General features: G+C 61.8%; 15 protein-coding genes and 2 pseudogenes. 6 read left to right on the forward strand and 11 right to left on the reverse strand.

The features are described 5' to 3' along the window. Position 1: 1 nt before the first annotated feature. The 9 genes from ACILRC_RS07340 to ACILRC_RS07380 form a co-directional block, all read right to left on the reverse strand. On the reverse strand, positions 2-1285 hold the full coding sequence (locus ACILRC_RS07340; RefSeq protein WP_395668709.1) for an amidohydrolase family protein: 1284 nt from the start codon (positions 1283-1285) through the stop codon (positions 2-4). Between the two features lie 91 nt (positions 1286-1376). Next, a complete protein-coding gene (locus ACILRC_RS07345) occupies positions 1377-2300 on the reverse strand; it encodes an ABC transporter permease (RefSeq protein ID WP_395668710.1) in 924 nt (307 codons plus the stop codon). Further along, complete coding sequence (locus ACILRC_RS07350) at positions 2297-3358, reverse strand: ABC transporter permease (RefSeq protein WP_395668711.1); 1062 nt, start codon at positions 3356-3358, stop codon at positions 2297-2299. Before ACILRC_RS07350 ends, ACILRC_RS07345 begins: the two co-directional genes overlap by 4 nt. After that, positions 3348-4922: an ABC transporter ATP-binding protein gene (locus ACILRC_RS07355; protein WP_395668712.1), complete on the reverse strand. Its 1575-nt coding sequence runs from the start codon at positions 4920-4922 to the stop codon at positions 3348-3350. Before ACILRC_RS07355 ends, ACILRC_RS07350 begins: the two co-directional genes overlap by 11 nt. Before the next feature lie 120 nt (positions 4923-5042). Then, entirely contained in the window at positions 5043-6047 is a 1005-nt protein-coding gene (locus ACILRC_RS07360; RefSeq protein WP_395668713.1) for a BMP family protein, read from the reverse strand. Positions 6048-6146: 99 nt separating this feature from the next. Then, on the reverse strand, positions 6147-7403 hold the full coding sequence (locus ACILRC_RS07365; protein ID WP_395668714.1) for a Zn-dependent hydrolase: 1257 nt from the start codon (positions 7401-7403) through the stop codon (positions 6147-6149). A gap of 463 nt (positions 7404-7866) precedes the next feature. Then, on the reverse strand, positions 7867-9309 hold the full coding sequence (hydA, locus tag ACILRC_RS07370) for a dihydropyrimidinase (protein WP_395668715.1): 1443 nt from the start codon (positions 9307-9309) through the stop codon (positions 7867-7869). Between the two features lie 80 nt (positions 9310-9389). Then, on the reverse strand, positions 9390-10709 hold the full coding sequence (gene preA / locus ACILRC_RS07375; protein ID WP_395668716.1) for an NAD-dependent dihydropyrimidine dehydrogenase subunit PreA: 1320 nt from the start codon (positions 10707-10709) through the stop codon (positions 9390-9392). A gap of 110 nt (positions 10710-10819) precedes the next feature. Then, on the reverse strand, positions 10820-12172 hold the full coding sequence (locus tag ACILRC_RS07380) for an NAD(P)-dependent oxidoreductase (protein ID WP_395668717.1): 1353 nt from the start codon (positions 12170-12172) through the stop codon (positions 10820-10822). Between the two features lie 417 nt (positions 12173-12589). Between ACILRC_RS07380 and ACILRC_RS07385 the strand changes: the two genes are divergently transcribed. Both ACILRC_RS07385 and ACILRC_RS07390 read left to right on the forward strand, forming a co-directional pair. Beyond that, complete coding sequence (locus ACILRC_RS07385) at positions 12590-13117, forward strand: hypothetical protein (RefSeq protein WP_395668718.1); 528 nt, start codon at positions 12590-12592, stop codon at positions 13115-13117. Positions 13118-13343: 226 nt separating this feature from the next. Continuing rightward, positions 13344-13530 (forward strand): annotated as a pseudogene (locus tag ACILRC_RS07390) (glycerate dehydrogenase); the annotation flags it as partial. A gap of 118 nt (positions 13531-13648) precedes the next feature. Here ACILRC_RS07390 and ACILRC_RS07395 read toward each other — a convergent pair. Beyond that, entirely contained in the window at positions 13649-15058 is a 1410-nt protein-coding gene (locus ACILRC_RS07395) for a cytochrome P450 (protein WP_395668719.1), read from the reverse strand. 447 nt (positions 15059-15505) lie between these two features. Here ACILRC_RS07395 and ACILRC_RS07400 point away from each other — a divergent pair, with 447 nt between their 5' ends. Continuing rightward, positions 15506-16075, forward strand: coding sequence for a hypothetical protein (locus ACILRC_RS07400; protein ID WP_395668720.1), 570 nt, complete (start codon positions 15506-15508; stop codon positions 16073-16075). A gap of 138 nt (positions 16076-16213) precedes the next feature. Here ACILRC_RS07400 and ACILRC_RS07405 read toward each other — a convergent pair whose 3' ends face one another. After that, on the reverse strand, positions 16214-17422 hold the full coding sequence (locus ACILRC_RS07405; RefSeq protein WP_395668721.1) for a TauD/TfdA family dioxygenase: 1209 nt from the start codon (positions 17420-17422) through the stop codon (positions 16214-16216). A gap of 110 nt (positions 17423-17532) precedes the next feature. On the opposite strand from ACILRC_RS07405, the pseudogene ACILRC_RS07410 reads away from it, so the two are divergent. The 3 genes and pseudogenes from ACILRC_RS07410 to ACILRC_RS07420 form a co-directional block, all read left to right on the forward strand. Continuing rightward, positions 17533-17721 (forward strand): annotated as a pseudogene (locus ACILRC_RS07410) (LysR family transcriptional regulator); the annotation flags it as partial. Positions 17722-17781: 60 nt separating this feature from the next. Beyond that, positions 17782-18444 (forward strand): LysR substrate-binding domain-containing protein, encoded by a 663-nt coding sequence (locus ACILRC_RS07415; protein ID WP_395668789.1) that lies wholly within the window; start codon positions 17782-17784, stop codon positions 18442-18444. Between the two features lie 125 nt (positions 18445-18569). Continuing rightward, positions 18570-18947 carry a DUF4440 domain-containing protein gene (locus ACILRC_RS07420; protein ID WP_395668722.1) on the forward strand — a complete coding sequence of 126 codons (378 nt, stop codon included), beginning with the start codon at positions 18570-18572 and terminating at the stop codon, positions 18945-18947. Positions 18948-18984: the final 37 nt, after the last annotated feature.

The raw sequence follows: 18984 nt of genomic DNA on the forward strand, positions 1-18984 counted from the left end.
TTCAGGGCATCCAGCGGACCTCGTGGGGCCGCCCATCGAGTTGCAGCTGGCTGATGGAGGGTGCCGAACTGGCAATCACCTGACCCCGCCGAATCACCTGCAGGCGGGTGGCGCGCAGACGGATTGCCTCGATGGTGTCGCGCGCTTGCAGCAGCACCATGTCGGCATGGCAACCGACCTCCAGGCCGTAACCCGGCAAGCCCAGAATGCGCGCGGGCTGTGTGGTGACTGCTGCAAAACATTGCCGCATGGCAGCCTGGCTGGTCATCTGCGCCACGTGCAATCCCATGTGGGCCACTTCCAGCATGTCGCCACTGCCCAGCGCGTACCACGGGTCCATCACGCAGTCGTGGCCGAACGCCACCGGCAGCCCTGCCGCCAGCAACTCAGGCACACGCGTCATGCCGCGTCGCCTGGGGTAGCTGTCGTGGCGGCCCTGCAAGGTGATGTTGATCAGCGGATTGGCCACCACATTGAGCTGTGCCTCGGCCATCAGGGCGATGAGCTTGCTGACGTAGTAGTTGTCCATGCTGTGCATGGAGGTCAGGTGCGAGCCCGTCACCCGGCCGTGCAATCCCAGCCGCTGCGTTTCAAAAGCCAAGGTTTCTACGTGGCGCGAGAGGGGATCGTCGGACTCGTCGCAATGCATGTCCACCATCAGGCCGCGCTGCGCTGCCATTTCGCACAGCAGCTTCACGCTCAACGTGCCATCGGCCATGGTGCGTTCAAAGTGCGGAATGCCGCCTACCACGTCCACGCCCATGTCCAGCGCCCGCGCCAGGTTGTCCAGGTGCTGCTGTGGGCCATGCGGGCCGCGCAGCACACCGTCTTGTGGGAACGCCACCAGCTGTAAATCGAGGTAGGGCGCGACACGCTTTTTTACCTCCAACAGCGCTTCCACCGCCAACAGGCGCGGATCGCACACATCCACATGGGTGCGAATGGCCAGCAGACCCTTGGCCACCGCCCAGTCGCAGTAGGTGAGCGCGCGCTCCACCAGTGCCTCTTGGGTCAGCAGGGGTTTGAGTTCGCCCCACAGCGCAATGCCTTCCAGCAAGGTGCCGCTTTGGTTGACGCGCGGCAGGCCGTAGCTCTGCGTGGCGTCCATGTGAAAGTGCGCGTCCACAAAGGGCGGACTGAGCAAATGGCCCTGCGCGTCAATGGTGTGGCCCGCTGGGGCGTGCAGGCCTTGGGCGACATCAACGATGGTGCCGTCGCGCACTGCAACCGACATGTTGGTGCGCCCGTCTGGCAAGGTGGCGTTGTGGATGAGAAGGTCAAGCATGGTGGGCGCTGGATAAAAGCATGTACGCGCCCAGGGGCGCGGGGCAAAAGTGTGGAGGGTAGCGCATGTGCAGCAGCGTCCAGCCCAGGTACTAGCGCTCGCCTTTGCGGTACGGCTGCATCAGTGCCTGGGGGTAGCTGGCCTTGCGGGCCACCAGCACCAGCGCGACGATAGACAGTGCGTAGGGAAGCATGAGGTAGACCTGGTAGGGAAGTACCGCCGCGCCCGACTGCTGCAAGCGCAGTTGCAGCGCATCAAAAAACGCAAACAGCAGCGCGCCCAACAGCGCCTTGCCGGGCCGCCAGGACGCAAACACCACCAGCGCTACACAAATCCAGCCGCGCCCATTGACCATATTGAAAAAGAAGGCGTTGAAGGCCGACAACGTTAGGAATGCCCCTGCCACCCCCATCAAGGCCGAGCCCAGCACCACGGCGCCACTGCGCACCGCCACCACCGACACACCCTGTCCCTCGGCGGCCTGCGGGTTTTCACCGACCATGCGTACCGCCAGCCCCAGCGGGGTGCGGTACAGCAGGTAGGCCACCACCGGCACCGCCACCAAGGCCAGCAACGTCAGCGGGGTTTGCTGCGCAAGAACCGGTATGCCCAACCACTGCATTTCTTGAAACGGTGTGATGGTGGGTGGTGTAGAGACCTTGGGAAAGCTGACGCGGTAACCGTAGTAACTCAGCGCAGTGGCCAGCAAGGTGATGCCCAGCCCCGACACATGCTGGGAGAGCGCCAACACCACGGTGAGAAACGCATGCAGGGTCCCCAGCACTGCGCCGGTCAGCGCTGCCACCAGCACCCCGCTCCACAAAGGCCAACCCGCGTACACCGCCAGCCAACCGGTGAATGCACCCGCCACCATGGTGCCCTCAATGCCCAGGTTGAGCACCCCCGCGCGCTCGCACAGCAGCACCCCCAGCGTGCCCAAAATCAGCGGCGTGGCGATGCGCAGCACCGCGACCCAAAACGCGGGGTTGCTCAGGATGTCGAGGAACTCACTCACCTCCAGCGCACCCGGTATTGCGTGAGCAGCGTGGCCACCAGCACCGAGATCAGCGCGGCGGCCACCATGCAATCGGCAATGAAGGTGGGCACGCCCACAGCCCGACTCATGCTGTCGGCCCCAACGATCACGCTGGCCACGAACACGCTGGCGCCCACCACCGCCAGCGGGTGCAGCGCGGCCAGCATGGCGATCACAATCCCGCTGTAGCCGTAACCCGGCGACATGTCCAAGGTGAGGTAGCTGGTGCGCCCCGCCACTTCGATGGCACCGGCCAAGCCGGCCAGCCCGCCCGACAGCAGGGCCACCAGCACCACAGTGCGGGTGACCGGCACACCGGCAAATGCGGCGGCGCGTGGATTGGCACCCAAGGCCCGAATGTCAAAGCCCAGCACGGTGTACTTCAACAGCGTCCACAGGCCAATAGCCAGCGCCAGCGCCCACAACAAGCCGGAATGCACGCGCGTTTGGGCAATCAGTTTGGACAGCTCTAGCTCGCTCAAGAGAGCTACGCTTTGCGGCCAGCCCATGGCGGTGGGGTCCTTCATGGGACCGTCCAGCATGAGTGAGACCAGCAGCAGCACGATGAAGTTGAGCAGCAAGGTGGTCACCACCTCATCCACACCCAAGCGCACCTTCAGCAACGCTGGCCCCAATAACAGCAGGGCACCCGCGAGCGCTGCCGCGAGCATCATCAACACAAACAATACGGCCAGTGGCAGACCCCAGCCGGTGCCACCGTGCAGGCCGCCTACCGCCACGGCTGCCAGCGCACCCATATACAGCTGCCCCTCAGCGCCGATGTTGAACAGCCGCGCCTTGAACGCCACAGTGGCCGCCAAACCCGTGAGCATCAGCGGGATGGCGCGCGTCAAGGTCTCGCTGATGGCAAAAACCGAACCCAAGCCGCCTTGCAGCAGCAGCAAAAACGTGCGGGCCACCGGTGCACCGGCCCACACCACCAGGAGTGCGCCTACCAGCAGGGTGAATCCCAGCGCGCCCAGCGGTGCAAGCAGCAGCGCAAGCGGTGCGGTGTGCTCGCGCTTTTCAAGCCGCATGGAGCGCCCCATCGGTGGTGGCCGGACTGGGTGTTGCACCGGCCATGGCCAGGCCGATGGATGCGCGGCTCCAATCCTGCGCGGGCCAAGCTGCGCTGAGATGGCCGCCATGCATCACCGCCACCCGGTCACCCAGGGTGAGCACCTCGTCCAGATCGTCCGAGATCAGCAGCACCGCGGCCCCGGCGTCGCGTGCTGCCAGTAGCTGGGCTTGCACATAGGCCACCGCGCCGATGTCCAAGCCCCAGGTGGGCTGGTGGGCAATGATGAGGCGGGGCGTGAAGGCTGGGTTGTTGGGCTCGAGCAGCGCGCCTGGGTGCATTAGCGCGCGCCCAAGCACCAGCTTTTGCATATTGCCGCCCGAGAGCGAACGCGCCGCCGCGTTCGGGCCACCGCCGCGGACATCAAAGCGTTCAGTCACCGCCTGCGCATAGGCCTTGGCCGCGCTGCGCCGCACCCACCCCAGGCGCGAAAAAGCGCTGCTGCGCAGTCGCTCGGACACTGCGTTTTCCCAAACGGGCAAATCACCCACCACCCCCACGCGGTGGCGGTCCTCCGGAATGCGGGCCACCCCTTGGACGACCAATTCGGCGGGCGAGTGTGGCAGCGCCTTGCCCAGCATCTCGATGCGGCCGGCCGTGGCGCGGCGGGTACCGCACAGCACCTCGGCCAGTGCCACTTGCCCGTTGCCCGACACCCCGGCAATCGCCACGATTTCGCCACTGCACAGGGTCAGTGACACGCCATCCAAGTGTTCGCGCGCGCGCGCAGTGCTGACCTGGTGCAGCACGCACACCGCCTGGCCAACGCGCTGCGCTGGCCTGCGCTGTGGAATGCCCACGGCGTGGCCGACCATCCATTGCGCCAGTTCTGCCTGGGTGGTGCCTTGGGCCTGCGCCTGCGCTACCAGCTTGCCCGCGCGCAGCACCGCCACCCGGTGGGACACGCGCAGCACCTCGGCCAGCTTGTGGCTGATAAAAATGATCGACAGACCTTGCGCCACCATGTGCGACAGCACGGCAAACAAGGCTTCGCTCTCTTGCGGTGTGAGTACGGCGGTGGGCTCGTCCAGAATCAGAATGCGGGCGCCGCGGTAGAGCGCCTTGAGTATTTCGACTCGTTGGCGCTCGCCAACCGAAAGCGTGGCCACCAGCGCATCGGCATCGACGCCCAGGCCAAAGCGCCGGCCCACCTCGGCCAGTTTGGCGCGGGCTGCAGCGCGGCGCGTCACCGGTTGCCACAGCGACTCCGAGCCCATCATCACGTTGTCGAGCACGCTCAAGTTGTCGGCCAGTGTGAAGTGCTGGTGCACCATGCCAATACCCGCGGCAAGGGCCGCTTTGGGGTCGCCGGGCGGCAGTGGTTTGCCAAACACGGTGATGCTGCCGGCATCGGCGGTGTAGTGGCCAAACAGGATGGAGACCAAGGTCGATTTGCCCGCACCGTTTTCGCCCAGCAGCGCCAGGATCTCGCCAGCGCGCAGCTCCAGCGAAATCGCGTCGTTGGCCACCAGCGTGCCAAAGCGCTTGCTGATGCCTGCCAAGGAGAGAACGTAGTCGCTCATGGAGGTGCTGATAACGTGGATTGCCTGTCCGCGTTCAGCATGGCGCAAGCCCACAAAAAAGCACCCCGCATGGGGGTGCTTTGGGTGGAGTTGCTATGGCGCCATGCCACGTCAGGTGGCTTACTTGGCGGTGGACTTGGGTTGGTTGTCGTTTACCACTACGGTGAACTTACCATCGAGAATGGCTTTTTCCTTGGCCCGCATCTTGGCCACCACATCGGCCGGTACTTTCTTTTCGAAGGTGCCCAAAGGCGCCAGCGATGAACCCTTGTACTTCATCATCGAATACTGGCCGTAGTCCTCGGCAGTGAACTTGCCTTCTTTGACCATCTTGATGGCACGGTCGGCCGAGGGCTCAAAGTGCCACAGCGCAGAGGACACCACGGTGTCGGGGTACTGGGCTTGGGTGTTGATCACATTGCCAATGGCAAGCTTGCCTTTTTCTTTGGCCGCATCCGACACACCAAAGCGCTCGGCATACATCACGTCAGCGCCTTTGTCGATCATGGCAAAGGCGGCTTCCTTGGCCTTGGGCGGGTCGAACCAGCTGTTGATAAAGCTCACGCTGAACTCGACCTTGGGGTTGGTCTCTTTGGCGCCAGCCATGAAGGCATTCATTAGCCGATTGACTTCAGGAATGGGGAAGCCGCCGACCATGCCGATTTTGTTGGTTTTGGTCATACCTCCAGCCACCATGCCCGACAGGTAGGCCGGCTCTTGGATGTAGTTGTCAAACACGCTGAAGTTGGGTGCCGCGGGCTTGCCGCTCGAGCCCATCAAAAAGGACACCTTGGGGAAGTCTTTGGCCACCTTGCGCGCCGCAGCTTCGACAGCAAACGCCTCACCCACGATGAGCGTGTTGCCGGCCGTGGCGTACTCGCGCATGACGCGCTCGTAGTCGGCGTTGGACACGTTCTCGCTGGCCTTGTATTCGATCTCGCCGCGCGCCTCGGCCGCCTTGAGCGCGGTGTGTAATCGCCCGGCCCACTGCTGCTCAAACGGTACGGTGTAAATGCCGGCCACCTTGATTTTGGCTTGGGCCAGCGCCAAGCCAGGGGTCAGCACCGAGGCGCAGGCCAGCGCAGCCAGGGCCACCGTGTGGCGGCGAGAAATTTTTAAAGACATAGACACTCCAGAGTTAAACCACAACCAAAAAAACCGCTGCATCGGCAGCCCGTACAAGGGCACGCAGCCCCTTGATTCATTGCCGTTGGCGCATGCAGCTTACGTGCCAGCGCGCTCCAACATCGCGTGTAGCAGCACGTTGCACCCGGCGGTGATGTGCTCTTGCTTGGCGTCTTCGATCTCGTTGTGGCTGATGCCGTCCTTGCAGGGGATGAAGATCATCCCGCTGGGTGCCAGCTTAGCCATGTAGACCGCGTCGTGCCCGGCACCAGATACGGCGGGCATGTTGGAGTAACCCAGCTTGGCCGCTGCGCGCGCCACCGCATCGATGCAGTCCTTGTGAAAGCCGATGGCCGAGTAGCTCGACACCAATTCAATCTTCACCTCCAGGCCTGCCTCTCGGGCTACCTTGGCAGCAAACGCTTTGACCTCGTCGGCCATCTGGTCCACCAGTGCGTCAGTGCTGTTGCGCAGATCGATGCTGAATTTGACGCGCCCGGGAATCACGTTGCGGCTGTTGGGAAACACCTGCACCATACCCACCGTGCCGCGCCCGTGTGGTGCGTGACGCAATGCGGCGGCCACCACCTCTTGCATGATGCGGGCCGACACCTGCATCGCGTCTTTGCGCAAGCCCATGGGGGTGGGGCCGGCGTGCGCCTCCATGCCGGTCACGGTGCAGTCAAACCAGCGGATGCCCAGCACGCCTTGCACCACGCCGATGGTGACGTCGTTGTCTTCCAGCACCGGGCCTTGTTCGATGTGCGTCTCAAAGTACGCGCCAATCGGGTGGTCGCCCGGCTCTTGCGTGCCGATGTAGCCAATACGCTGCAACTCCTCCTTGACCGAAACGCCGGTGGTGTCGGTGGCGGCGTATGCGTGCTCCAAGGTGAAGGCTTTGGCGAACACGCCCGAGCCCATCATGACCGGCACAAAACGCGAGCCCTCTTCGTTGGTCCAGAACGCGACCTCGATGGGTGCTTCGGTTTCTATTCCCAGATCGTTCAAGGTGCGCACCACTTCAATGCCGGCCAGCACACCGTAGTTGCCGTCGAACTTGCCGCCGGTGGGCTGGGTGTCGATGTGGCTGCCGGTCATGATGGGCGGCAGGCTGTTGTTGCGCCCGGCGCGGCGCATGAAGCCGTTGCCGATCTTGTCGATGGTGATGGTCATGCCGGCATCGCGGGCCCAGCCCAGCACCAAGTCGCGGCCTTGTTTGTCGAGGTCGGTGAGGGTGAGGCGGCAGACGCCGCCTTTGGGGGTGGCGCCGATCTTTGCGAGCTGCATGAGGGAGTCCCACAGGCGGTCGCTGTTGATGCGGATTTGGGAGATGTCGATGGTGGTTGCTGTGGTCATGCTGGTTTGCTTTCTTGTTGCGGTCGGTTGCTGGGGCTGGCCTGGGTTTTCGGGTTTTCCGGGGTTTCGTCCCGGGGCCGACTCACTTTTCTTTGCTTCGCCAAAGAAAAGTAAGCAAAAGAAAGGCGAGCCGTGGAGCGTGCCCCTGCGGGGTACCTTGCGCTGCTCGGCTTGGGCGGGGTCGTGCGCAAACTCGCTGCGCTCAAACATGCGCCCGCCCTGATCCGCCCAATCCTGCGCTGCTCAGCACGCTCCAATGGCGTTGGGGGCGACGTGGTTAGCAGGTACGTCAGCCCGTCACTACGACCGCAGCGCCGCCAAATGCGCGCACCCAAACCCGCACCGTAACCCACCGAGCCGAAACCCGTAACCGGCGCACAAAAACCAAATCGGCTGTTAAAGCTCCCCTTCACCCCGGCGGGGGTGAAGGGGCGGGGGGGTAGGGGGGGAAAATCCAACATCTTTACCGAACAACCGCAGTAGGTTTCAACGCCTCCGCCCGCAACTGCGAAGCTGCAAAGTTCGCCCCAAACGCCGGCCGCTTGATGTAGCGCCCCTTGCCCGCCACCGCCCGCAAGTCGCCCTGCACAAACACCAGCTCACCCTGGCTGATGGTGTGGCTGGGAATGCCCTTGACGGTGCGGCCCTCGAAGATGTTGAAGTCGCCCTTGCTGAACTGCGTTTTGGCCGACAAGGTCTTGGTGCCTGCCGGGTCCCAGACCACCAGGTCGGCGTCGGCACCCACCGACACGCTGCCTTTGTGGGGGTACATGTTGAAGAGCTTGGCGGTGTTGGTGGAGGTGATGGCCACGAACTCGGAGGGCGTTAGCCGCCCGGTGTTGACGCCTTCGTCCCAGATCACGGCAAGGCGTTCTTCCACGCCGCCGCAGCCGTTGGGGATTTTGGAGAAGTCGTCTTTGCCCGCCGCCTTTTGCGCGGCGCAAAAGGTGCAGTGGTCGGTGGCGGTCGTGTGCAGGTTGCCGCTTTGCAGGCCGCGCCACAAAAACTCTTGGTGGCCCTTGGGGCGAAACGGTGGGCTCATCACATGGGCGGCGGCGGTGGCGAAGTCGGGGTGGCGGTAGACGCTGTCGTCCACCACCAGATGCCCAGCCAGCACCTCGCCGTACACACGCTGGCCACGCGCACGGGCGCGGGCGATGGCCTCGGCGGCCTCGATGCAGCTCACATGCACCACGTAGATCGGCACGTTGAGCACCTCGGCAATTGCAATGGCGCGGTTGGCGGCTTCGGCCTCGACCATGGGCGGGCGCGACAGCGGGTGGCCCTCGGGACCCATGATGCCCATCTCGGCGACCTGCTTTTGCAGCAGGTAGACCAGCTCGCCGTTCTCGGCGTGTACGGTGGGCATGGCGCCAAGCTCAAGCGCGCGCTTGAAGCTGTTCACCAGCGTTTCGTCGTCGCACATGATGGCGTTTTTGTAGGCCATGAAGTGCTTGAAGCTGTTCACGCCCTCTTGTTGCACTAGCAGGCCCATGTCGTGGCTGACCTGCTCGCTCCACCAAGTCACGGCCACGTGGAAGGTGTAGTCGCCCGCCGACTTTTCTGCCCAGCCGCGCCAGGTGTGGTAGGCCTCCATCAGGCTTTGCTGCGGGTTGGGAATGACGAAGTCGATGATGGTGGTGTTGCCCCCGGCCAAGCCGGCGGCGGTGCCGGTAAAGAAGTCGTCCATGGTGACCGTGCCCATGAAGGGCAGCTGCATGTGGGTGTGCGGGTCGATGCCGCCGGGCATGACGTACTGCCCACCCGCGTCCACGACAGTGGCGCCTGCGGGCGCGCTGAGGCCTTGACCCACTGCGACGATTTTTCCGTCTTGGGTGAGTACGTCTGCAAGTGCTGCGCCGTCGGCATTGACTACGGTGCCGCCACGAATCAAAAGGCTGGTCATGGGAGGTCTCCTGGGGTGGGTCGCGTTACGAAGAAGTGGTTTGGGTTCTGGCCGTTGCTACGAAGTGTTACAGGGTGCCACTAGGCGGCGCTGGGCGCGGGGTTGCGCATCGGGTTGTTGGGGTGGGTGGTCCAGTCGGCGTGGGTTGCGGCCACGGCCTTGCCGGTGCGCGCGTCCACCTCGCCGGGTGCCAGGTCGCGCAGGCTGATGCAGTCGGGCACCGGGCACACGGTCACGCACAGGTTGCAGCCCACACATTCGTCTTCTTTCACCTCGAAGCGGCGCTTGCCGTCCACCATGTTGGTGATGGCCTGGTGCGAGGTGTCTTCGCAGGCAATGTGGCAGCGCCCGCACTGGATGCAACTGTCCTGGTTGATCACCGCTTTGCTGATGTGGTTGAGGTTCAGGTAGCGCCAATCCGACACCGTGGGCAGCGCTTTGCCAACGATTTGGCCCACCGAATCAAAGCCCATCTCGTCCATGTAATTGGACAGGCCGTCGGCCATGTCTTGCACGATCTTGAAGCCGTACACCATGGCTGCGGTGCACACCTGCACGTTGCCTGCGCCTAGTGCCAGGTAGTCGACCGCATCGCGCCAGGTGCCGATGCCGCCTATGCCCGAAATCGGCAGGCCTGCGGTCTGCGGGTCGCGCGCAATCTCGGCGACCATGTTCAGCGCAATCGGCTTGACTGCCGGGCCGCAGTACCCGCCGTGCGAGCCCTTGCCACCGGTGGACGGGCTCATGGTCAGCGAATACGGGTCCACCCCCATGATGGAGTTGATGGTGTTGATGAGCGAGACCGCATCGGCCCCGCCTTGCTTGGCCGCGCGCGCCGGGTTGCGGATGTCGGTGATGTTGGGCGTGAGTTTGACGATGACGGGCAGCGTGCAGTACTGCTTGCACCAAGCGGTGACCATTTGGATGTACTCGGGCACCTGGCCCACCGCAGCGCCCATGCCGCGCTCGCTCATGCCGTGCGGGCAACCAAAGTTGAGCTCAATTCCGTCGGCCCCGGTGGCCTCTACGCGCGGCAAGATGGCCTTCCAGCTCGACTCCACACACGGCACCATGATGGACACCACCATCGCGCGGTCCGGCCACATGCGCTTGACCTCGGCAATCTCGCGCAAGTTGACTTCGAGGTCGCGGTCGGTGATCAGCTCAATGTTGTTAAAGCCCAATAAGCGCCGGTCTGGCGAGAGCAGCGCGCCGTAGCGCGGGCCATTGACGTTGACGATGGGTGGCCCGGCCTCGCCCAGCGTTTTCCAGACCACGCCGCCCCAGCCGGCTTCGAAGGCGCGGTGCACGTTGTAGGCCTTGTCGGTGGGTGGTGCCGAGGCCAGCCAAAACGGGTTGGGGCTGTGGATGCCAGCAAAGGAGGAGTGCAAATTGGCCATGGTGGTTTCTCGAAAGCGTTGCGTGGGCTTGGACGTGAGCGAGGGTGTGTTGTGGCGTTGGTGCGCTGCGTTAGGTTTGCGCAGTGGGCAGTTTGGTGCAGCGCCCAGCTTCAGGCGGCCGTCAGGCGCGCGTGTATGGCCAAGGCGGATTGCTTGCCGTGCTCTACCGCTTCGACCGTCAGGTCCAGTCCACCGGCACGGCAGTCGCCGCCGGCCCATACGCCTGGCAGGTTGGTCTGGCCCACCACGTCGGTGGCAATGCGCCCGTCTTGGAGGGTTAGGCCGCTGTGCGCGAGCACCGGGTTGCCAAGCTGCTGGCCAATGGCTTTGAGCACCACATCAGCGTCCAGGCGGACTTCGCGCCCGGTGGGTTGCAGCTTGCCCTGCGCCATGGTCTGTTCTGCAAAACGCACGGCCGCCACGTGGCCGCCGCCGTTGTCGATGATCTCTGCTGGCGCAAGCCAGTGGTGCAGCACCACGCCGTGCGTCTGCGCCCACTCCTGCTCGGTGGCGGAGGCGGACAGGTGTTCTGGCCCGCGCCGGTACACCATGTGCACTTCCTCGGCGCCCAGCAGCTTGCTTTGCACTGCAGCGTCGACCGCTGTCATGCCACCGCCAATTACCACCACCCGCCGTCCCACGGGCAGGGTGGACAAGTCGCTACTCTGGCGCAGCCGGGCGATGAAGTCGACCGCGTCTTGCACGCCGTCCAGGTCTTCGCCGGGCACACCCAGGCGGTGCGTGGAAGACAGGCCCATTCCCAAAAACAGTGCGTCGTAGTCTTGGCGCAGCGCCTCAAGTTGGGCGGTGGTTTCCAGCTTCCAGTTGGGGCGCAGCTCGATGCCGCCGATGGCGAGCAGCCACTTCACCTCGGCCTGCGCAAAATCATCCGGCGTTTTGTAACTGGCCAGACCGTACTCGTTGAGGCCACCGGGCTTGGGCCGCGCGTCGAACACCACCACGTTGTGGCCGTGGCGCGCCAGCACGTGCGCGCACGCCAGTCCCGCCGGGCCTGCGCCCACCACCGCCACCGTCTTGCCGGTGGCCGGGGCGCGCGTGAAGATCTGCGGCTTGTCGCTCTCCATCAAGGCATCCACCGCGTAACGCTGCAACCGCCCAATGGCCACCGGGCGGTCCTCTTGCGTGTTGCGCACGCACACCGCCTCGCACAGGTTTTCGGTGGGGCACACCCGCGCGCACATGCCGCCCAGGGGGTTGGACTCCAAAATGGTGCGGGCCGAGCCACGCACATTGCCGTCGGCAATGCGCTTGATGAACGACGGCACATCAATCTCGGTAGGACAGGCCGTGGCGCAGGGCGCATCAAAGCAATACAAACAACGCTCAGCTTCCAGCAGCGCCTGCGACGACGTCAAGCGCGGCGCGGCATCGGCAAACCGCTTGGCGTACTCCGCATCCGCAAGGCGACCGGCCCGGATATCAGGTGGGGTAGAAGTAGACACGCACGCGACTCCTGTCTGCAAAGTGGTTGAAATCTGACCGTTCGGTCAAGATGCGCAGCGGATGCTAGCAATCCGCATGCCACGCTGTAACTAGGTATTTGCCCGGTGGGGGGGCCGGCTGCTGAAAGTCATTCAATGTTGTGGGTTTTGCTTTGCAGGGCGCTATGTCCGCGCCAGGGAAGGCATCGGTCCGCCACGGCGTGGGCAGCACTTGTACCTGTGGAAGCCATTCGGCTCAACCAAGGCGCGCCTTGCCGAATGGCTTCTTACTGGATATCTTCCGGGGGTTGGCGGCGCACAATGCGGGCACGCAGCGAGACCCCGACGTGGCAATGACGGGATTGAATGATGTATTGAAAATCAGTGTTGCACGCCTTCGATATGCCGGTCATATCGATGTTTACAGGTCAAATATTCATGAAAGCTCAATCGTTTTCCCTGTTAATGAGCCTCGCCGTTTGCTTTTCTGCGGAGGCTGCGCCGTATGCACATTTCAACAATGCAACTTGCAGCATTGGACAGTACGCGAATGTTGGCAAATATCTGGGGAAAAGCTACAAAACCCTTCCAAAGGAGATTTTGGAGATTGGTGCTACCGGTGGCGATGTCGAACATCACACAATCTGGGAGGGATATGAAAGCACACTAAAGTATTTCAATTTGCCAGAAAAGAATGTCGAAGGCATTTCTTTCGATGTATACAAGCAGCAAATTGTGTCTGTACGACTTAACTTTAGTGATCGATCCATTACAAATGGCGTGGTTGATTTTAATCAGATTATGAATTCATGCGGCAAGCGAGTTGATCAGTATTGCTCGGTACACAACAAGGATGTAGAGGTTATCATTGCAAATGAAAATACAATTACGATACAATATTCGAGGGTGATGACACAAATTTATGGTTTTCCATTGAAATATTCAACTCCCTGTGCTCTCTACTGAGAGCCAGACAGCGATAAAATTATTTCAAAACCTGACAGCGAAACAGCGCCTTGAACTTTGATTGTCATTCCTACGTGTTGTAACAAGAACTTCAAATCTCCTTCCTTTTGAAATGGCTCCTAGTACATGCCAGATGCGCTGGATACCGTGCGAGAGTATCTGTCTCCATTTGGTTCGCTTGGGCGCAACTGTTTAGCAAATTGAAGCATTTCAAAAAATTCTCAAGGATGCTGGCAGTGTGGAGCCTCCACCTGCGGACCACCCCTTCCTCCAATTGGCTGCGCGCCCGGACTTTATTCTGACCCCCCCACATAGCGTGGGCCAGTGAGGAGGCGGTACAGGCGCTAGCCCATCAACTGGTAGAAAACATGGAATGCTTTGCACGGGGCACCCCTAGAAACGTCGTGAGCTAGGTTGCGGCTTAGTGGATGGACGTGAAACTGCCAGTCCGCATGGTGGAGTTCCTCGACTACGCGCAGGTGTGGGCAACAAAAACACTTTGAATGACGTTCAGTAGCGCGGATGAGTTCCCTAGGACGCTGTGCCAGATAGGCTGATCCGGACGACCCGCAATTGAACCGGGTGCTTGGGTCGCAGGGTCACATGCAGTTCGGGCTCACAAGGTGCGGCGTCGGCTGGTAGCGCCAGTTCAAAGCGCTGCAACAGCATGGCCGACAGCAGCGTCATCTCCAGCATGGCGAAGTGCTGGCCCAGGCATACCCTGGGCCCGGCACCAAAGGGCATCCAGGCGCCTTTGGGGATGGGTGGCGCACCGTCCAGAAAGCGCTCGGGGCAAAAACTTTGGGCGTTCGCAAACCAGCGTTCGTCGTGCTGCAGCACCCAGGGTGTGATACGCAACATGGCGCCCTTGGGAATGTGCCAGCCACCTACTGTGATGGGCGCGGTGGTGCGCCGGCTCATGATGGCGGCCACTGGGGGGTACAGGCGCATTGCCTCCTTCAAGGTGGCGCCCAGCCAGGGCAGTTGTGCGATGTGATGGGGGCCTGGCGTGCCGTGGCCCACAACGGCCAGAACCTCTTGTCGCGCGCGTTGTGCCATATCGGGGTGTTCGGCCATCAGTCGGCTCCACCACAGCAGGGCCGTGGCCGACGTTTCGTGCCCGGCCTGGAAGCTCACCATGCACTGGTCATACACCTCCTGGTCAGACAAGGCAGTTCCTGTGACCTCGTCACGCAGCGCCAGCAGGCGCCCTAGCAAATCTTGCTGCGCAGCTTGCTTGGCCTGGGCTGCGATCGCGACTTTGCGGCCGCTGATTTGGCTCTGAATTAGCTGCCTGAGAGTGCGCAGCGCCTTGCGTTTGGCAGCCTTGCCCGGCAGAGGCAGCCAGTCTGGCAGGGTGAACAATTGAAACATCTCGTTAAAGGCAAGCGCCGACAGGGTCTGCGTTGCTTGCGCGGCGGCGTCAGACTCGTCTTGCACGGCGCGGCTGAACATGGTGCGCAAGATCACATCCATGGCTACCCGACTCCACAGCGTGTCCATCTCTACCAGGGCATGGGGCTGGTTGTCAGGCACCAGTTGGTCAAAGGCCGCTTGTGCGGCAGCGGTCATCAACTCGGCATAACCGTCCATCTGTTTGGGACTGAAGGCAGCCATCAGCATGCGGCGCTGGCGTTGCCACGTGGCGCCCTCAGTGACCAACACACTTTGGCCAAAGATCTGCGCAAACACGTCAATGCCGCGCTCCCAGCGGATCAGTGAATCGGCATGGGTGACAAGAGCCTCGCGCACAAGATCGGGCGACATCAAATCCCACGCGTGCTCTTTGCCTAGCCGCATGCAGCTGATGTCGCCATAGTTGCGCTGTAACTGGGTGAGAAAGCCCAGGTAGTCTCGCTTCATCTCGAAGAGCAGGGGCAGGCCCCACCAGCGAGACACGGGGCCGGGAGGATGCTGGCTGGGCGGTAGCTTGGTACGCATGGGCCGCATGGTGTCGCTGCGCCTTGCCCCTGTATTGAACGATAGCGACATGGCACTGCTGATGCCAGGCCGCCCCGGCGAAATACACTTTCGGCAGTGGCAAGCCCCGTTACCAACAACATTGCATTTGATCCCGCGCTGTGGCCCAGCGGCACGCTGTGGCTGCCCCGCGCGTCGCTGTCGGCTTGTGTGCGCGCAAGCGTAGTGCGCAACACGCTGGGTGCTCACCATACGGATGCGCAACGGGTGAACCACTTTCCTGCGACACCTCTGTGCAGCCTGAGCTGGTGGTTTAGCGGCAGTAGTGTGCGCTTGGCCACTCCAGGTGCTACCACGGAAGACGGTACCGTCGAGCCAGGCGCAGGTACGCCCATGCCAGGGCGGTGGGTGCTGTGCGGCCCACAAACGCAACCGAATTCCTCTTGGTGCCCAGGGCCGGTGCACGCGATGATTACGCTATTCATGCCGGACGCATTGCATGCTTTGACACAGCTGCGGGCGACCGATTTGGTCGACAGATTCGTCGACGCCAGCGCGGTGCTGCCGCCCGACTGGCTGGCAATGTGCCAACAGGTGCAAGACGCGTTAGACGATGCGCAGCGTTTGCACGTGATGGAAGAGTTTCTGGAGCCACGCTGGCAGCAGTGCAGGCCCAGCCAAGCATCACTCCAACATCGCTATTCAGACTGGGTAGCCCACCTGACGCAAAGGGCCGCCGTGTCTGCGCCCGGACGCAGCCTGCGCCAGGTTGAGCGTCGCATCAAGCAATGGGCGGGTTTGCCGCTGCGTGAGCTACGCATCATGGGGCGCTCTGAAGAGGCCTTTTACGCGAGCACAACACAGGCCGCACAAACGGCCGATAAACCCGATTGGGCGCAGATCGCCGCGGACATGGGCTACTCTGACCAATCGCACTTGATCCGCACCACACGCCGCATCACCGGTTTCACACCGGAAGCATTGGGCAAGGGAATTCAACAGCACGAGAGCTTCTGGGCCTATCGCTTGTGGATGTGAGGAGGAACGTTGGCGCCAGCCGAAAACTGGCTGCCAGTACCAATTGGTGGCGACGATCCGCAATTGGGCAATATCTGAAGCAGTGAGAGCTTTCGGCCTGCCGCTGCCTGGCATGCGTCTGCTTAGTGCCACAAGCCGTCATACGCGGGAAGGAGCAGTCCGGCGTTCTGACATGCGCATGGCGCTATCCAGGTCTTCCATGTTCATGTAGCAGCCCTGCAGATGGCGCTCGCCGCTGTTGGGGTCAAAACTTTTGCGTCCATGCAGAATGCGGTTGTTGTCATAGGCAATCAGTTCGCCCGGACGCAGCTTCAGGTTCAAGTGATAACGCGTGTCCCGCAGCAAAGCCCACAGTGCCGCAATCGCCTCGTACATGGGTGCTACCAGATCTTCCGAGACCTGCAGGCTAGAACGCAGCCAATTGTTGAAGCGCACTCGGGTGAGTTGCCCACCAGAGCCCAGTGCCAGCATCGGGGCAGTGGACCGGATGTCGCAGTTGGCATCATGGAAGCGGAACTCCACCAATTGCTGGCTCAGCAGCGCAAAGGCCTTGGGATTTCGGGCACGCAAATCCTCGGCGACGCGAAAACCATCGGCGAACAGTGACTCTCCACCGGTGACGCTGCTCTTGAGACAGCTGAGCATCTGCACGTCCGGCGGGAAACGCCAGTTGACCAAGTCATTGTGCAATTCCAATCCCAACGCCGTGTAGGCCACGGCGTTGGGATTGGGCATGGAAATGACGTCGTAGTGATCGCCAAAATTTGTATGGCGTACCGGTCCAATGCGCCGAGCAACATCCAACAGCTTGCCAGCCTCCTGAGGCACGCCTTGCAGCAAGACAATGCCGTGGCTGCGTATGGCCGTTATCCATGCACACAGTCCCTCTTCCGTGTTCATGTAGGCACCAAAGTCCACGGTCGGCACCGATCCGTTCAAACCCGCATCCCAGAGTGTGTGCGTGGCCTTTGCCTCGTTGCGGGCGGCGCTGCTGTGGCAATGCTGCCTGAGCCAGGCTGTGCCAAAGCGCGAAACATGTTGCTCGGATCCCTGGCTGAAGTGAACTTCCAGTACATCAGGCGTGGTCTGTGCAACTTGCGTGATGCGTGGTGGCTCGTGGTCAATGAACATATAAATCCGCTCCATGGCCTGGGGGTGGCGGCATGAAGGGCAGTCACAGTTATCACGCAACCACATGCCCTCAAAGCGGCTGGCCCGCCCGTCATCCCAGTGCAGCTTCAGGGCCTGACCATCGTGCGCAACCTGGCGCACGCCGTGCGATGCGGCCGCAGTTGCGCGATCCGCCATAAGAGAAGACTGGTGCTGGGCAGCGGGTGCGGTGTTCATCATCGTTTGCGCCTTCATGGGAGATGCGACGCATGCTAGGTTGGCTGACCGGAGGCGACAAGCAATGGATTCAGCGGGTACATCATTAGATTTTCTATAGACTGACTTTCATGAAGGACACCAATACCCCGTTGAATTGGCTGCGTGCGTTTGAGGTCTCGGCACGCCATCTCAATATTTCCGCCGCTGCAAGGGAACTGCACGTTACGCCCGCTGCAATCAGCCAGCAGGTTCGCCTGTTGGAGCACCGCGTGGGTGTGGCCCTGTTTGAACGCAACGCGCGCGGGGTCCGCCTGACACGTGCTGGAGAAAGCCTATTGCCGGTTTGCCGCGAGTCTTTTGAGCGAATGGACGCCGCGTTGCTGGAACTGTTTGGAAAACGCAAGGGAAACCGATTGGTTGTGCGCGTCTTGCTGGGATTCGCGCGCACCTGGTTGCTCAACGCTGTGGCGGGCTTTACTGCGCTGCACCCGGACATCCCGATTCGCCTGGTTGCGTCGGTCTGGTCTGGTGAGCCGCTGGATGCCAGCGTGGACGTGGATTTGCGTCTGGCATCGTCGTCTCCCAAGGGCTTGGAGGCCCATCAACTCACACACGATGCCATATTCCCCGTTTGCGAACCCAGCCTGGCACGGCGCCTGCAAAGAAATGATAAGGCGATGGATTGGTCAGGTCAGACGCTGCTTCACACCATCGGGTTTGCGCAAGGGTGGCAACATTGGATGGCCGAATCACAAATCAAACGCAAGACGCAGGCCACCGATATCGAGTTTGATTCAGCCCAACTGTGCCTTGAAGCAGCATCACTTGGGCATGGCATAGCGCTGGCCCGCAGCAGTTTCGTGAGCGACTATCTCGACAGCAAGCGTCTCGTCGCGTTGCGCGGAGCGAGCCTAGAGGCCAAGGACAACGTATTCTTAACGGTAGCACTGGGACTCAGCGCACAGGCGCCGGCTGCTGTTTTTCGGGACTACTTGCTAAGCAAAGCGGAGCCGCCGCCAACGCAATCGCATCAGCCCTGAAGAAATGGTCCGGTTTTCAGATAAGCAGGCCGCAGTGTTGTCGTTCGATTTACAAGTGATTTGGGCCCTGCGGCTAGCGGGGGCAACAGATTCTCACAACACAGGTCTACACAGGACAAAAGCCCGTGCCATCTCTTCTTCAAATAATCCGAACACTTGAGGTCGAACTTCACCACCCAGACGTTCGCCGCAACCCAGCGCGCCTTGCGCAGTTGCTGCATCCTGAGTTTCATGAAGTCGGCCGTTCCGGCCGCATATACAGCCGGGAAACCATCATGGAGCTCTTGACCACACAAGACTCGCAGTTTGACGTGGTATCGGACAACTACATAGTCTCGGAACTGGGTCCCGGGGTGGCGCTACTTTCATACCGCTCGGCGCATATCGACCAGAGCAATAACTTGGTGAACCACACTCTCCGATCGTCCGTCTGGCTCAAGACAAACGCAAGTGGTTGGCAACTTCGTTATCACCAAGGCACCTCAGCAGCGGAAAAGTGGTGAGCTGATGTCGCATGTTGATGTCGGCCGAAAACTGACG

It is taken from the genome of Rhodoferax sp. (genome assembly GCF_044236835.1).
In the GTDB taxonomy this organism is placed as follows: Bacteria; Pseudomonadota; Gammaproteobacteria; order Burkholderiales; family Burkholderiaceae_C; genus Allorhodoferax.